We start from the raw sequence: 14769 nt of genomic DNA on the forward strand, positions 1-14769 counted from the left end.
CCGCGCCCCTGCACCGCTAACGTAGCGCTATACCCAATTGCTGTCCTGGAGTTCACCATGCAACCGCGCATCGATTTCTACACCGCTTCCCCCGACGCTTTCAAAGCCATGCTGGCCCTGGAAAATGCCGCCTCGAACCTGGGCCTGGAGAAGTCCCTGCTGGAGCTGGTCAAGCTGCGTTCCTCACAGATCAACGGCTGCGCCTTCTGCATCGACATGCACACCGCCGATGCCCGCAAGGACGGCGAGACCGAACGTCGCCTGTACGCCGTGACCGCCTGGCGTGAAGCGCCATTCTTCACCGGCCGCGAGCGCGCCGCGCTGGCCTGGACCGAAGCCCTGACGCGCCTGAGCGACACCCACGCGCCGGACGCCGACTATGCCTTGCTGAGCGAACATTTCAGCCCCAAGGAAATGGTCGACCTGACCGTAGCGATCAACGCCATCAATGGTTGGAACCGCTTGGCGGTGGGCTTTCGCAAGATGCCTGAGGCCTGAGACGCCTCGATCCAGAAAGGATGAGCCCTGTGGGAGCGAGCCTGCTCGCGATAGCGGTCTGACAGTTCATGCACCATTGACTGACACACCGCCATCGCGAGCAGGCTCGCTCCCACAGATTGATCATCGATAGGCTCTTTCCTAGGCGCCCAGGCTCCAGTCATCCCGCGCTGGGAACTTCGCCCGTTTGATCTTCTTCTACCTACAACAGGCGGCGTCAGCCGTCTTTTGCAAAGGAGTCGATCATGCAAGTTCAAGTCAATAGCAACGATATCGAAGGCAGCGCCCGCCTGCAGGAGTGGGTGGGCGGTACGGTGGTGGACACGCTGCAGCGTTTCGAGGGGCAACTGGCCCGGGTTGAAGTTCATGTCAGCGATGAGAATGCCCAAAAGGGCGGCGCTGCCGACAAGCGCTGCCAGATCGAGGCACGCCTGCAAGGGCTCTCGCCGATGTCTGTCTCCCACAAGGCCGCAAGCCTCGAACTGGCCGTGGAGGGCGCCGCCGATAAAATGCTGCACGCGCTCGATCATCAGATCGGCAAACTCAACCCCGCCATCGAACCGATGGGACGCGTGACTGCGCCCACTGATGAAGCACCACCCGAGGTGGTGGACGCGATGCTGGAGGAAGATTTCCTCGAAAACCAAGAGGCGCGTGGCAAAGAATAAGGAGGCGATCATGACCGCTCATCAACCTTTCAACCGGCAGGTATTGGCCGAACTCCTGGCGTTCGACGAACAGCCGAGTCTTTCGTTGTACATGCCCACGCACCGTACATTCCCTGAACGCAGCCAGGACCCGATCCGCTACAAGAACCTGGTTCGCGACCTGCAGGCGCAACTGGAACAACAGCACCCGGACCTTGACGGTGCGCCGTTGCTCCAGTCTTTTCACGCGTTGGTGGACGACCAGGACTTCTGGAACTCTAATCGGGACGGCATTGCGGTGTTCGGCGCCCGCGACTACTTCAAAGTCATTGCGGTGAATCAACGCTTGCCGCAACGCGCCGTTGCCAACAGTCACCCTTATCTCAAGCCGTTGTTGCGGCTGGTCCAATCCACCGACCGTTATCAAGCGCTGTGCCTGACCCGCAACGAAGTCTGGCTGTATGAAGGCTCCTCGGAGCAGCTAGAGAAAATCGAGCTGGCCGAGCAGGTGCCGCGCAACCAGAACGAGGCCCTGGGCGACGAGCTGACCCCGGGCAACCAACAGGGTTTTCCTAACGGTTTCAGCCGCAGTGGCGAGCGTGGCGATGCGATGATGCATGAGGCCGCCGGCGGCGGTAAGCAGGACGAAATCAACCTCGACCGCGAGCGCTTTTTCCGCGTCGTGGATAAAGCGATCCTGCAATACCATTCACAACCTTCAGGGCTGCCCATGATCCTGGTGGCCCTGCCGGAAAACCAGGCCGTGTTCCGTGCCGTCAGCCACAACTCGCAACTGCTGCCCCAGGGGATCGAGATTGACCCGTCCAGGCTTGGCGTCGAGGCGTTGCGTGTCCACTGCTCGAAGCTCATGGCCCACAGCTATGCCGATCACGTTGTCGACAGCTTGAATCGCTACGGCATCGCGGTGGGGCAGGGACGGGCACTGGATAACCTGGCCGACATCGCCAAGGCCGCCAGGGAAGGCCGCGTCGCGCTGCTGCTGGTGGAGGCCGAGCGCCAGGTTCCTGGCCAGCTCGACTTGGACAAGGGACGGTTGCTGATTGACGAGAGCGGCGATGAACTGGCCCCGGATGTACTGGATGAACTGATCCTGGCCGTGACCCGGCAGGGGGGCGAAGTGGTGGTGATTCCACCCGAGCATGTGATGCCGACCGGCACGGGCGCGGCGGCGGTGTGCCGGTTCTAGTTCAATCGTGGTTTAGCGCTAAACCCTGTGGGAGCGGGCTTGCTCGCGAAAGCGGCGTGTCAGGCGACATCATTCTCGAATGTGCTGCCGCCTTCGCGAGCAAGCCCGCTCCCACATTATTTTTATGTCAGGCGGTCGGACGGCGTTTGCTTCCTATTAATAGGAAGCATTACTATTCACGCCCCGTTTCCACAGCGCGCCGTGATGACCCCCAAGCTGCCCCGCAGACCCGGCTTTTTCGAGCATTACGAAGAGTTGATCGGCACCTGGACCCGTCGCCTGCGCAATCGCCAGCAGGCCGAGGACCTGGCCCACGACACCTTCGTACGGGTGCTTGAGGCCGATTCGAGCGGGGTCGAGCTGCCGCGGGCCTATTTGCATCAGACGGCGCGCAACATTGCAGTGGATGGCTATCGGCGCGAAGATCGACGGGGGGCCATGGAAGAGGCTGTCATCGACCCTGGTCAGTCGTTTTCGGGCGACCCGGAGCATTTCATGCACGCGATCCAACTGGCGGACTCCATCGAGCGGGCGCTTGCCGAGCTGCCTGCCAACTGCCGCACGGTGTTCGTCTGGCAGAAGATCGAAGGCCTGACCCAGGCGGAAATCGCCGAGCGCCTGGGCCTGTCAAAAAACATGGTGGAAAAGTATATGATCCGCACCCTGCGGCATCTGCGCGATCGCCTGGACGGACCAGGCCAATGATCCGTCGCCCTCTTTCACCTGAGCCACAGGACCTTCCATGATGGATAGCCGTGAATGCCCGTGCGGGCAGGACAGGGTTCGCGACGCGGCGGCGCATTGGTTCGTGCGTTTGCAAGCGCCCGCCATGAGTATCGAGGAGCGCCAGGCTTTCAACGCCTGGCTGGACGAACATCCCAACCACCGCGACGAAATCCAGTTGCTCCAGGGCATCTGGAGCGCCACCGACCTGCTGCCCAAGGAACGCCTGCAAGCCTTGTGCGAACCACCTGCCGAACGTCCCAAGCGTCGGCCGCTGTTGCGCTACGCCGTTGCCGCCGGATTGTTCGCGGTGGCCTTGGGGTTGGGGCTGTTCAGCGGCTTGAGTTCTTCCACCGACTACAGCGGCGAATACGCCACCGCCTTCGGCGAGCGTCGGCATATTGCCCTGCCGGACGGCTCGGTGATCGACCTCAACAGCCGCAGCCGCGTGCGGATTGAATTCGCACACCGTCAACGCCGGGTGGAACTGGCCGAAGGCGAGGCCTTGTTCACGGTCGAGCATGATGCGGGCCGGCCCTTCACCGTCGAGACGGGCAACGGCCAGGTGACGGTGACCGGAACGCGCTTCGATGTGCGCCGTGACGCCGACAGGACTCGGATTGCGGTGGCGCAGGGCAGCGTCAAGGTCCAGGGACGCGCCGCGCCGCCGGCTCGGTTCGTCAGCCTGACGGCGGGCCTGGGCACCCAGATTGATGCCCAGGGCCAAGTCGCCACGCCTTACGCGGTCAACGCCGAGGCGCTCACCGCCTGGCGCAGCGGCAAACTGGTGTTCGACAACGCGCCGCTCAAGGATGTGGTTGAAGAAGTTTCCCGCTATCGCACCCAGCCCCTGCGGGTCGGCAGCGCGGCGGTGGGCAACCTGCGCCTGACCAGCGTGTTCCGCGCCGACGATCCCGAGGCACTGCTCAAGGCGCTGCCGAACATTCTGCCGGTGGCCGTGCGCACGCTGGATGACGGCAGCCAGGAAATAATTTCGAAATAAATTCAGGTTTTTTCCGAGTTCATCGTCTTCTTGTCCAACTGCAACTGGTTTGCATTAACAGACGCGTATTCTTGCGATCAACAGGACAAGGTTCGACGTGAAAAAAACCGCCAAACACCACAACCGTACCCCGGCACGCTGGCTGCCGCTGGCCCTGACCCTGGCGGTCAGCGCCGCAGTGCCCCAGGCGTTCGCCGCCCAGGCCGCCACCGCCATTCACATCCAGGCGCAGCCGTTGGGCCAAGCCTTGAGCCAGCTCGGCCAGCAAACCGCGTTGCAGGTGTTCTTCAGCCCCGAGCTGGTGGCGGGCAAGCAAGCGCCGGCGGTGGACGGCAACCTGTCCCCGGAGGCGGCCTTGCGCCAATTGCTCCAGGGCAGCGGCCTGCAATACCAGATCGATAATGGTTCGGCGACCGTGTTGCCGGCGCCCTCGGCCTCCAGCGCTGGCCCGCTGGAACTGGGTGCCACTGAGATCCAGGTGGTCGGTGACTGGCTCGGCGACGCCAATGCCGAGGTGGTGCAGAACCACGCCGGTGCGCGTACGGTGATCCGCCGCGAAGCGATGGTGGAGCAGGGCGCCATGAATGTCGGCGATGTGCTGCGCCGCGTACCGGGTGTGCAGGTCCAGGACGCCAACGGCACCGGCGGCAGCGATATTTCCCTGAACGTCGGCGTGCGCGGCCTGACCTCGCGCTTGTCACCACGCTCCACGGTGTTGATCGACGGCGTACCGGCGGCATTCGCGCCCTACGGCCAGCCGCAACTGTCCATGGCGCCGATTTCCTCGGGCAACCTGGACAGCATCGACGTGGTGCGCGGCGCCGGTTCCGTGCGCTACGGGCCGCAGAACGTTGGCGGGGTGATCAACTTCGTGACCCGTGCCATTCCGGAAAAAGCCACCGGTGAAATCGGCACCACCCTGGAAACCTCCCAGCGCGGTGGTTGGAAACACATCGACACGGCTTTCCTCGGTGGCACTGCCGACAACGGCCTGGGCGTGGCGCTGTTGTATTCGGGCGTCAACGGCAACGGCTATCGCCAGAGCAACAACGGCAACGACATCGACGACGTGATCCTCAAGACCCATTGGGCACCGACCGACGTCGACGACTTCTCGCTGAATTTCCACTATTACGACGCCAAGGCCGACATGCCCGGCGGTCTGAAACAGGCCCAATACGATGCGGACCCGTACCAGTCCGACCGCGACTGGGACAACTTCAGCGGCCGGCGCAAGGACGTGTCGTTCAAATGGATCCGCGAGATCAACGAGCGCACCCAGGCCGAGGTGCTGACCTATTACTCCGACAGCTACCGTGGCAGCACCATTGCCTCCCGGGACCAGCGCAACCTGGTGTCCTACCCGCGCACCTATTACACCTTCGGCATCGAGCCTCGGGTCTCCCACGTGTTTGACCTGGGGCCCACCACCCAGGAAGCCAGCGTCGGTTATCGCTACTTGAAGGAAGGCATGCACGAAGAGGCTAGCCGCCTGGCGTTGGTGGATAACAAGCCAGTGGTGGGCCCGGGTTCCGACGGCCACGTCTACCAGGACCGTACCGGCGGCACTGAAGCCCACGCGGTGTATATCGATGACAAGATCGATGTCGGCAAATGGACCATCACCCCGGGCATCCGCTTCGAAAGCATCAGCACCGAATGGCACGACCGTCCGGTGCTCGACACCGCCGGCCGTCCCGTGGAGGAAAAACGCCGCAGCATCGACAGCAACGAGCCGCTGCCGGCCCTGAGCGTGATGTATCACCTGTCGGACGCCTGGAAGCTGTTCGCCAACTACGAAACCTCGTTCGGCAGCCTGCAATATTTCCAGCTCGGCCAAGGGGGCGACGGCAACAACACCGCCAACGGCTTGAGCCCGGAAAAGGCCAAGACCTACGAGATCGGTACGCGTCACAACGATGACGTGTGGGGCGGGGAAGTGACGCTGTTCTACATCGACTTCGACGACGAGCTGCAGTACATCAGCAACGACGTGGGCTGGACCAACATGGGCGCCACCAAGCACCAAGGCCTGGAAGCTTCCGTGCACTACGACATGGCCGCGCTCGACCCTCGCCTCGAAGGCCTCACCGCCACCGCCGGTTTCACCTACACCCGGGCGACGTATGAAGGTGAGATCCCCAGCTTCAAGGGCCGTGACCTGCCGTTCTATTCCCGCCAGGTGGCCAACATGGGCCTGCGGTACGAGGTCAACCGCTGGACCTACAACCTCGACGCCTTCGCCCAGTCCAAGCAACGCTCACCGGGCAACAGCGTGAACGCCGATGGCAGCTTCAGCGGCGACTACATCACCGATGGCACCGCCGATGGGCAATACGGCGACATGCCGGGTTACGTGCTCTGGAACGTGCGCGCCGGCTATGACTTCGGCGAGCAACTGTCGAACCTGAAAGTCGGCGCCGGGGTGAAAAACCTGTTCGACCACCAGTACTACACCCGCTCCAGCGACAACAACTCGGGCATCTACGTCGGCGCACCGCGCACGTTCTTTGTGCAGGCGAGTGTGGGGTTCTGATCTGGAACCCAGATTCCAGGGGCTGAAAACAGCTTTTGCAGCTCAATACCCTCCTGTGGCGAGGGAGCTTGCTCCCGCTGGGCCGCGAAGCGGCCCCAAAACCTACTGAACACCGCATCCACAGGTTTACGACTGCTTCGCAGCCGAGCGGGAGCAAGCTCCCTCGCCACAGGGAATGGGATGAGGCCTCAACAAGCGGTGCCAGGCCTCAGACCTTCAACACTTTCCCACTGGCCGCCACCGCCACCAGCGATAGCGCAATCAGCCCGAAGGCAATGCTCAAGCTGCTGCCATGGGCAACGAAACCGATCAGCGCCGGGCCGGCGAGGATGCCGGCGTAGCCGATGGTGGTGATGGCCGGCACGGCGATCGCTTCCGGCATCAGGGTCTGTTTGCCGACAGCGGTGTACAACACCGGCACGATGTTCGAACAGCCGGCGCCCACCAACGCATACCCCAGCAACGCTGCTTGCCACATCGGTGCGAGGGTCGCCAGCAGGAACCCCGCCGCAGCGATCGACCCGCCGTAGATGATCACGCGTCTGGCGCCCAGGCGATGCACCACCGCGTCGCCGGTCAGGCGGCCTACGGTCATGGTCAGCGCGAACGCGGCATAACCCAACCCGGCATAGGCGGTATCCACCGCGCGCTCGGTGGTCAGGAACACCGCGCTCCAGTCCAGCACCGCGCCTTCAGCCAGGAACACGATGAAACACAGGATGCCGATAAACAGCACCACGCCATGGGGAATGGCAAACGCCGGTCCCGAGCTTTCACTGCCATACGGCAACAGGTGCGGCGCCGCCTTGAACAACGCCACCAACAGCACCCCATTGACCACCAACGTCGCCCCCAGCGGCGAAAGTCCCAGGCCGAGCAGGGCGCTCACTCCGGCTGCGCCAATGATCCCGCCAAGGCTGAACATGCCGTGGAAACCCGACATCATGGTCTTGCCGCTGGCCCGCTCGACGATCACCGCTTGCAGGTTCACGGTCGAGTCCACGGTGCCGAGCCCGGCGCCAAACAGGAACAGCGCAGCCACCAGCCAGGGCAGGGAGGTCATCGTCGCCAGCAATGGCAACGCCAGGCAGATCAGGATCGTGCCGCCGCTGAGCACCCGACGGCAGCCGAACCGCGTCGCCAGCGCGCCGGAAATCGGCATCGCCAGGATCGACCCGACCCCAAGGCATAGCAGCAGCAAGCCGAGGGTGCCTTCATCCAGGTTCGCCCGCACCTTGGCGTAAGGCACCAGCGGCGCCCAGGCGGCGATGCCGATGCCGGCGATGAGATAGGCGATGCGGGTGGACATTTGTTCCAGGCGTCCGGGGACAAAGGTAGGCGGGGGCGTGATGGCAGTCATGAAACGTCCTTGGCTTTCGTGCGGTGCGGTGCGGTGATGCAGGCAGGGGGCCTATGCTTGCATATCCACTGACCGCACCGCGACCCCAAGGTGCCGACGGGAATGGCCGGGTTGCCCAGCCAACTTTGCTCCCCCGGCCTTTGCCGACATAAAGTAGCGGCCCTTGCTGGTTGATATTGGGTCTGGTCCATGACGCAGTTTTATGACGCACGCGGAAATATTTATGGGGTCGTTTCACCGCAGCAGGTGCGTGATCACGGCATTGCTCTGCCCCAGTCAGCCGCCCAGGCCGCACAGGCTCGCGAATCCTGGGCAACGGCGGTCGTGCACGCCTTCTGCGCCTGGGCGCCGGGCGAAGCGCCGCCGGATGCCAAGGCCCATCGCAGTGATGGTTTGCTGATTGGCCCGTTCCAGAACGAGCCACCCTTTGATCTGTTGATCGTCAATACCGACGGGACATTGGCCGAGCGCAGTGGCAATGGCTTGACGATTTTCTCCCAGGCCCTGCAAGAACAAGGCTTGATGGCGGCGCCTGGTGATTGCGTGCTGCAGGTTCATCACGATAAACCCGACGGCGTGTCACCGCTGCAAACCTCGGTTCGCGCCGCTGGATTCGAAGGGGTGCAAGGTTTCTGGCTGGACCTGGGCAAACCGCTGTTCGGGCCCCAGGCCGTTGGCGCCCAGGAGGTCGAGCGGGTGATGTTCAACCAGCGTGATGTCAGCCGTGTGGCGGCGCTTGAAAGGTTGGACCCGGCGTGGGGCAACAGTCAGTTCGTGAACATGGGCAATCCGCATTGCGTGACGTTGGTGGAGGGGGGCGAGGCGTTGCCAAGCAATGCGCAGATGCGTGCTGCGGCGCTGTCACGGGGCTTGACCCGCATCGCTTATGCGGTGCCCGGTGGGGCTGGTGTTCCATGCACCAGGGGGGTGAATCTGCAATGGGCCCGGCTCGAAGCCGAAGGGCAAATCGCCGCCCGGGTGTTTGAGCGGGGCGAAGGCCCTACCGCGTCCTCGGGCACCAGCGCCAGCGCCGTGGCCAGTGCCGCCTGGCGGGTGGGTTGGGTGAAGGCGGGGGCGGTGAGGGTGGTGATGCCCGGCGGTACTGCGCCGATCTTGTTGGAGGAAGAGGCGGGGGAACTGGTGCGGGTCAGGTTGTTTGGTGCGGCGCGGCTTGTGCCATAAGCGCTTCTGGAAGTTTTGCGGTGTGGCCGAGGCCGTCTTCGCGAGCAAGCCCGCTCCCACAGTGGACCGGTGTCGGACACAACATTTGTGATCACCGAAGGCCCCTTGTGGGAGCGGGCTTGCTCGCGAAGACGGCGGCACATCCAACCTTGATGCAACTGACCCACCGCCATCGCGAGCAGGCTCGCTCCCACAAGGTATTGGGGAGTCAGCCTGGCTGCTGGGCAAACTCCACCACCGGCATCTGCCGCTTCATCAGCACTTCGCCATTGCGAATCGAGTAGAGCGGCAACCCTTGGCTGCGAATCACTTCGTAATCGCTGTCCGCTGAAAGGATCAGCAAGTTCGCCGGGCGGCCCGGTTCCAGTCCGTAGCGCTCGCCCAGGTTCATGGCCTTGGCGCTGTTGTCGGTGACCAGGTCGAGGGCGCTTTGCAGGTTGCGATAGCCGAGCATGTGGCAGATATGCAGCCCCGCTTCCAGCACCCGCAGGATGTTGCCGTTGCCCAATGGGTACCACGGGTCGACGATGGAGTCCTGGCCGAAACACACATTCATCCCGGCTTCGAGCAGCTCATTGACCCGGGTGACGCCGCGGCGTTTGGGAAAGGTGTCGAAGCGGCCTTGCAGGTGGATGCTTTCGGTCGGGCAAGAGACAAAATTGATGCCCGAGTGCCCGAGCAGGCGGAACAGCTTGGCGCAATAGGCGTTGTCGTAGGAGCCCATCGCCGTGGTATGGCTGGCGGTGACGCGGGCGCCCATGTCGCGGCTGCGGGCTTCTTCGGCGAGCACTTCGAGAAAGCGCGAATGCGGGTCGTCGGTTTCGTCGCAATGTACATCCACCAGGCACCCGGTACGTTCGGCCAGGTCCATCAGGAACTTCACCGAGCTGACGCCTTGGTCGCGGGTGTATTCGAAGTGGGGAATGCCGCCCACCACGTCGGCACCCATGCGGATCGCTTCTTCCATCAGCTCGCGGCCGTTGCGGTAGGACTCGATGCCTTCCTGGGGGAACGCGACGATCTGCATGTCGATCAAGTGACGGCTTTGCTCGCGCACCTCCAGCATTGCCTTGAGGGCGGTGAGTTCGGGGTCGGTCACGTCGACGTGGGTACGCACATGCTGGATGCCATGGGCGGCGAGGGCCTGGATGGTTTTCTTGGCGCGGGTGCTGGTGTCTTCCTGGGTGATGGTGGCCTTGCGTTCGCCCCAGCACTCGATGCCTTCGAACAACGTGCCGCTCATGTTCCAGCGCGGCTCGCCGGCGGTGAGGGTGGCGTCCAGGTGGATGTGCGGTTCGATGAAGGGCGGGACCACCAGGTTGCCGCCGGCATCGAGGTCTTCCGGGCCGAGGCTGGGGGCCTCGGTCTGGCGGGCGATGCTGGCGATCAGGCCGTTTTCCAGGTGCAGTTCATGCAAGCCTTCGCGGTTGCGCAGGCGGGCGTTGATGATGTGCATCGGGCGAATCCTTTATAGGTCTTGTAGGGGCGCGTCAGCGGTGCGGGTACCCATTACGCCGATCAATAGCACATACGTTAGCGCGCCGGTGGCGATTCCTACCAGTGGCGCGACCCACGGCGAATTGAACGCGGCGAGCGTGCCGAGCCCATAGGCCGCCAGCCCCGGCCAGTTGAACGCTGGCAACCGGGCTTCGGCCAGGCGCGGATAACGGCCGCGCCAGCGGAAGAAGAAATCGGCCATGATCACCCCGCCAATGGGCGGGATCACGGTGCCCAGCAGAATCAGGTACGGAACCAGCAGGTCATACATGCCCAGCAGCGCCAGCAACGTGCCGATCACCGCGCCGCCGAGGGTCACGGCTCTGCGCCGGCGGGTGCGCAGCAGGTTGCAGCCGGCCACGGCGAAGTTGTAGATAGTGTTGTCCTGGGTGCTCCAGATGTTGAGCAGCAGCATCGCCATCGCCGCCATGGCGAAGCCCTGCAGCAGCAACACTTCGACCACGTCCGGTTGTTGATAGACGATGGCCCCGTAGGCGCCGATCAGCACCATCAAACCGTTGCCCAGGAAAAAACCGATCAGGCTCGCCAGCACCGCGACCTTCGCCGAGCGGGAGAACCGCGTCCAGTTGGTCGCCTGGGTCGCGCCGCTGACGAAGGTGCCGAACACCAGGGTGATGGCGGTGGACCAATCGAGGCTGCCGGTGGGCACCACCGCCAGCAAGCCCTCGAAGCCACCGACCTTCACCGTGGCGACCCACATCGACAGCATCAGCAGCAACATCATGGCCGGCACGGCGAGATACGAGAGAATTTCCAGGCCACGATAACCAACATAGGCCGTGGCACAGAACCCCAGGCCGAACAGCACCATCAGCCACAGCACCGTGCCCTGGCCCAATTCGAAATACTTGCCCAGCACCACCGCGGCTGTCGCCGTGCCCCAGGCGTACCAGCCGATCTGGGTGAACCCCAGGATCAAGTCACTGAGCTTGCTGCCCACCTCGCCGAAACAGAAACGGCCCATCAATACCGAATTGAGTCCGCTCTTGAAGGCGATGTAACCCAGGCCGGCGGCATAGAGACCCAGCAGCAGATTGCCGATGACGATGACCGTGAGCATCTCGGCAAAACTGAACGCCACGCCGAGCTTGCCACCGGCAAACATCGTGGCGGTGAAAAAGGTGAAACCCAGCAGCACCATGGCCGTGGAAGCCAGGCCCTTGCGCGCGTGCAGCGGTACTTCGCTCAGGGGATAGTCATTGCCCGGATCGTTCTGAGTCATGTGGCGGTCCTTGCGGAAGAGGGGATGTCGCAAGCGTGCAGCGGCCGTGCCAAACGGGTGAGCGTGAGGTTATTTATAGACAATCCTGGGGATTGGGTGGGCGAAGGGGGCGAAAGCGGTGCAGTGGTGATTCAAGTTGGAACACAGTTCTCTCAGTCTACGATCTCTCCCTTGTGGGAGCGGGCTTGCTCGCGAAGGCGGTGTGTCAGCCGATGTATTCATAACTGATACACCGCCTTCGCGAGCAAGCCCGCTCCCACAGGGGGAATGCAGTGTTCTTCAGGTCGGGGAACGCAACGCCAGAAACCGCAACACCGCCGCAACCACCGCTTCCGGCGCATCTTCCTGGACCAGATGCCCGGCATTCGGCACCGGGTGCAGTTGCGCCCCTGGAATCAGTTGGTGCAGGGCCCGGCCGCGCTCGATGGGGATCCACGGGTCCTCCTCGCCCCAGAGGATCTGGGTCGGGCAGCGCACGGTCGGGTACAGGCCTTCGACCTCGCGGGTATAGCGCTCGTCCATCTGGGCGATCTGCCGGTAGAGCGCCGCCTGGCCCGGTTCGCCAAGCCATGGTTGCACGTAGGGCGCCAGTTCGGCGTCCGGGATGTCCCGTTTGATCGCGCCGCGAATATAGGTCGGCACGATGGCCCGTTGGATGTAGTCGGGCAGGCCGCTGAAGGCCGCTTCGTGCTGACGGACATGCTGCACGAAGGGCGAACCCCAGGGCGATAGCGCCACAGGATCGATCAGGGTCAGGCTGCGATAGTCCTTGCCGTTGAGCAAATGCGTACGCAGGACCGTGGCGCCGCCGAAGTCATGGGCCACCACGTCCGGGCAATCCAGGCCCCAGTGCTCCAGCAATTGCGCAAGCAGATGGTTTTGCACACCGAGGGACACGTCGGCATCGGGCTGGGCGGACTGGCCATACCCCAGCAGGTCGAAGTAATGCACCCGGTGGGTGGCGAAGAACAGCGGGGCGATGCGGTGCCACACGTAGGAAGAGAAGGGCGTGCCGTGGACGAACACCAGCGGCGGGCCATCGCCGTGGATGGCATAGCGGATGGGGTGTCCGTTGAAGTCGTAAGTTTGATCCAGCGGCCAGTGGGTCATGCTTGATACTCCCCTGAAAATGGCTCAGGGGACCAAGCATAGGCCAATGCGATTCAGCAGGGGAGACACCTTTGTGGCGAGGGAGCTTGCTCCCGCTGGGGCGCGAAGCGGCCCTGAAACCTGGCGGCGCGGTGTTTCAGGCGGATTGAGTGGCCTTTTGGATGGGGCTGCTTCGCAGCCCAGCGGGAGCAAGCTCCCTCGCCACAGAAGGCTCCCAGGCCAGGAAGCAGCACCTGTCTTATTCGCCGTGGTAAATGCAACCGCTGGTGCAGGTCTCGTGGATGCGGATGGCGCTGAGTTCCGGCAGCAACGGCTTCAACTCATTCCAGATCCACTTGGCCAAGACTTCACTGGTGGGGTTTTCCAGGCCAGGGATGTCGTTGAGGTAGTTGTGGTCCAGGCGTTCGTAGAGCGGTTTGAAGATCGCCTTGATCTCCGAGAAGTCACGAATCCAGCCGGTGTGCGGATCGATATCGCCGCTCAGGTGGATCGCCACCTTGAACGAGTGACCGTGAAGGCGGCCGCACTTGTGGCCGTCCGGCACGTGGGGCAGGCGGTGGGCGGATTCGAAGGTAAACTCTTTGAAGATTTCCACAGGTTCGGGCTCTTTAGATATCGGTCGCGAGGCAGGCGGCGGAGTTTATCAGTTTGATCACGGCGTTGCGCGACCGTGCTGACTAAAGGGTCAGCAAACGCTCGCCCAAGCCACCGTTGGCCGTCAGCTCCAGAAACTCATCACCGAGCCGCCGGCTCTCATCCATCGCCGTGCGCCAATACTTGCGGCGGCTCGAGTCATCGCCCATGAAACGCTTGAAATCGTTGCGGTCCGGCAGCTTGCCGTAGGGCAGGCGCGCCAGGTATTCCCGGGACGGTGCCAGCAGCAACACGTCTTGCAGGCGTTCGACGTTGCCCCGGCGCCACGGCAGGCCCTTGTCGAACCAGCCGGGAATGACCCGGTCGGTGAAGTGCGGGTACAGTACGATATCCTCGCCGCTGTACGGCAAGTCCAGGTGATAGTCCAGCAAACCGCCGTCGCGAAAGGTGCCGGCACCGGCACCCGGCAGGTCGCGCACGCCTTCCATGACCATCGGGATCGAGCCCGAAGCCAGCAGGGCCTGGCGCAGGTTGCCGGCCGCCAGGGGCACGAAGCGCGACGGAAAGTCATTCAGCGGATGCAGGGGTGGGGCCAGGCGCGGGTCATGGATGATCAACCGTTCGAAATGCCGCGACAACCGCCCACGGCCCCGCAGGTTGTCGGCGATCACCGACGACAATCCCAGGCCCAGCCGGCCGCGATGATCCTGGGCGAGCAGACCATGGCTCTTGACGACCATGATGTTGAGCCGGTATCGCGGGTTGTCGAGGATCGAAGTGTCGCGGCCGTCGAGCAAGTCATCGAGCATGCGCTGCGAACTCTGGCTGACCCCGGCCATGGTCACGCCTTTGGCGAAGCTTTGTTCGTTGTACAAAGTGCCCAGGCGTCGGATCCCTTCGGCGGCATCCGGCAGGCAGGCGCTGGCGAAGCGCCACGCCCCCACCGAGGCCCCGATCAGCGAGCGCTCCCGGGGCGCGGCGGGTAGCCATTCGCCGAACAGCGCAAGATCGAGCCCCTGGATGCCCAGGGCCTTGGGGCCGCCGGCGGCGCCCGGCAGGATGCCGACGTCGACGGCGTTCAAGCCGGCCTGGCGAATCCGTCCGAACGCACGGGGGCCGGCCTTGAGGGTGAGGGCGGGAAACTTGATGTGGATAGCGGTCATACCGGG

13 protein-coding genes are annotated in these 14769 nt (G+C 63.5%); 7 read left to right on the plus strand and 6 right to left on the minus strand.

Annotation, left to right across the window (positions count from 1 at the left end; all coding sequences use genetic code 11):
- The first annotated feature begins 57 nt into the window (after positions 1–57).
- From J3P88_RS09870 to J3P88_RS09895, 6 genes are all read left to right on the plus strand, one after another.
- Positions 58–498, plus strand: a complete 441-nt coding sequence (locus J3P88_RS09870; RefSeq protein WP_053123536.1) for a carboxymuconolactone decarboxylase family protein — start codon at positions 58–60, stop codon at positions 496–498.
- Between the two features lie 245 nt (positions 499–743).
- Entirely contained in the window at positions 744–1166 is a 423-nt protein-coding gene (locus J3P88_RS09875) for an HPF/RaiA family ribosome-associated protein (RefSeq protein WP_186730762.1), read from the plus strand.
- 10 nt (positions 1167–1176) lie between these two features.
- Positions 1177–2352 carry a hypothetical protein gene (locus tag J3P88_RS09880; protein ID WP_434574943.1) on the plus strand — a complete coding sequence of 392 codons (1176 nt, stop codon included), beginning with the start codon at positions 1177–1179 and terminating at the stop codon, positions 2350–2352.
- 204 nt (positions 2353–2556) lie between these two features.
- Positions 2557–3057, plus strand: coding sequence for a sigma-70 family RNA polymerase sigma factor (locus tag J3P88_RS09885; RefSeq protein WP_186708703.1), 501 nt, complete (start codon positions 2557–2559; stop codon positions 3055–3057).
- A 37-nt stretch (positions 3058–3094) separates the two neighbouring features.
- Positions 3095–4078 carry a FecR family protein gene (locus tag J3P88_RS09890; RefSeq protein ID WP_186708705.1) on the plus strand — a complete coding sequence of 328 codons (984 nt, stop codon included), beginning with the start codon at positions 3095–3097 and terminating at the stop codon, positions 4076–4078.
- A 97-nt stretch (positions 4079–4175) separates the two neighbouring features.
- The gene (locus tag J3P88_RS09895; RefSeq protein ID WP_434574945.1) at positions 4176–6614 is read left to right on the plus strand and encodes a TonB-dependent siderophore receptor; all 2439 of its coding nucleotides are present in this window, start codon (positions 4176–4178) and stop codon (positions 6612–6614) included.
- 208 nt (positions 6615–6822) lie between these two features.
- Here the strand turns inward: J3P88_RS09895 and J3P88_RS09900 are convergent, their stop codons facing one another.
- Positions 6823–7974, minus strand: coding sequence for an MFS transporter (locus J3P88_RS09900; RefSeq protein WP_186730766.1), 1152 nt, complete (start codon positions 7972–7974; stop codon positions 6823–6825).
- Positions 7975–8163: 189 nt separating this feature from the next.
- Here J3P88_RS09900 and J3P88_RS09905 point away from each other — a divergent pair, with 189 nt between their 5' ends.
- Positions 8164–9156, plus strand: a complete 993-nt coding sequence (locus J3P88_RS09905; protein WP_434574947.1) for a diaminopimelate epimerase — start codon at positions 8164–8166, stop codon at positions 9154–9156.
- Positions 9157–9364: 208 nt separating this feature from the next.
- Here J3P88_RS09905 and codA read toward each other — a convergent pair whose 3' ends face one another.
- The 5 genes from codA to J3P88_RS09930 form a co-directional block, all read right to left on the minus strand.
- Positions 9365–10612, minus strand: coding sequence for a cytosine deaminase (gene codA, locus J3P88_RS09910; RefSeq protein ID WP_434574948.1), 1248 nt, complete (start codon positions 10610–10612; stop codon positions 9365–9367).
- A 12-nt stretch (positions 10613–10624) separates the two neighbouring features.
- Positions 10625–11896, minus strand: a complete 1272-nt coding sequence (gene codB / locus J3P88_RS09915) for a cytosine permease (RefSeq protein WP_186708713.1) — start codon at positions 11894–11896, stop codon at positions 10625–10627.
- Positions 11897–12175: 279 nt separating this feature from the next.
- Entirely contained in the window at positions 12176–13006 is an 831-nt protein-coding gene (locus tag J3P88_RS09920) for an alpha/beta fold hydrolase (protein ID WP_434574950.1), read from the minus strand.
- Positions 13007–13244: 238 nt separating this feature from the next.
- Positions 13245–13601, minus strand: coding sequence for a 6-carboxytetrahydropterin synthase QueD (gene queD / locus J3P88_RS09925; RefSeq protein ID WP_003203918.1), 357 nt, complete (start codon positions 13599–13601; stop codon positions 13245–13247).
- Positions 13602–13683: 82 nt separating this feature from the next.
- Positions 13684–14763: a patatin-like phospholipase family protein gene (locus J3P88_RS09930; RefSeq protein ID WP_186708715.1), complete on the minus strand. Its 1080-nt coding sequence runs from the start codon at positions 14761–14763 to the stop codon at positions 13684–13686.
- Positions 14764–14769 lie beyond the last annotated feature (6 nt).

Source organism: Pseudomonas sp. Z3-6 (assembly GCF_051131985.1).
Taxonomy (GTDB): Bacteria; Pseudomonadota; Gammaproteobacteria; order Pseudomonadales; family Pseudomonadaceae; genus Aquipseudomonas; species Aquipseudomonas zanjanensis.

What these genes read in the sequence shown, in the direction of transcription:
- J3P88_RS09905 (WP_434574947.1), top strand. Translation starts at nt 8,164, where the DNA reads ATGACGCAGTTTTATGACGCACGCGGAAATATTTATGGGGTCGTTTCA.
- J3P88_RS09930 (WP_186708715.1), bottom strand. Translation starts at nt 14,763, where the DNA reads ATGACCGCTATCCACATCAAGTTTCCCGCCCTCACCCTCAAGGCCGGC.
- J3P88_RS09875 (WP_186730762.1), top strand. Translation starts at nt 744, where the DNA reads ATGCAAGTTCAAGTCAATAGCAACGATATCGAAGGCAGCGCCCGCCTG.
- J3P88_RS09890 (WP_186708705.1), top strand. Translation starts at nt 3,095, where the DNA reads ATGATGGATAGCCGTGAATGCCCGTGCGGGCAGGACAGGGTTCGCGAC.
- codA (WP_434574948.1), bottom strand. Translation starts at nt 10,612, where the DNA reads ATGCACATCATCAACGCCCGCCTGCGCAACCGCGAAGGCTTGCATGAA.
- J3P88_RS09920 (WP_434574950.1), bottom strand. Translation starts at nt 13,006, where the DNA reads ATGACCCACTGGCCGCTGGATCAAACTTACGACTTCAACGGACACCCC.
- J3P88_RS09885 (WP_186708703.1), top strand. Translation starts at nt 2,557, where the DNA reads ATGACCCCCAAGCTGCCCCGCAGACCCGGCTTTTTCGAGCATTACGAA.
- J3P88_RS09900 (WP_186730766.1), bottom strand. Translation starts at nt 7,974, where the DNA reads ATGACTGCCATCACGCCCCCGCCTACCTTTGTCCCCGGACGCCTGGAA.
- codB (WP_186708713.1), bottom strand. Translation starts at nt 11,896, where the DNA reads ATGACTCAGAACGATCCGGGCAATGACTATCCCCTGAGCGAAGTACCG.
- J3P88_RS09870 (WP_053123536.1), top strand. Translation starts at nt 58, where the DNA reads ATGCAACCGCGCATCGATTTCTACACCGCTTCCCCCGACGCTTTCAAA.
- J3P88_RS09880 (WP_434574943.1), top strand. Translation starts at nt 1,177, where the DNA reads ATGACCGCTCATCAACCTTTCAACCGGCAGGTATTGGCCGAACTCCTG.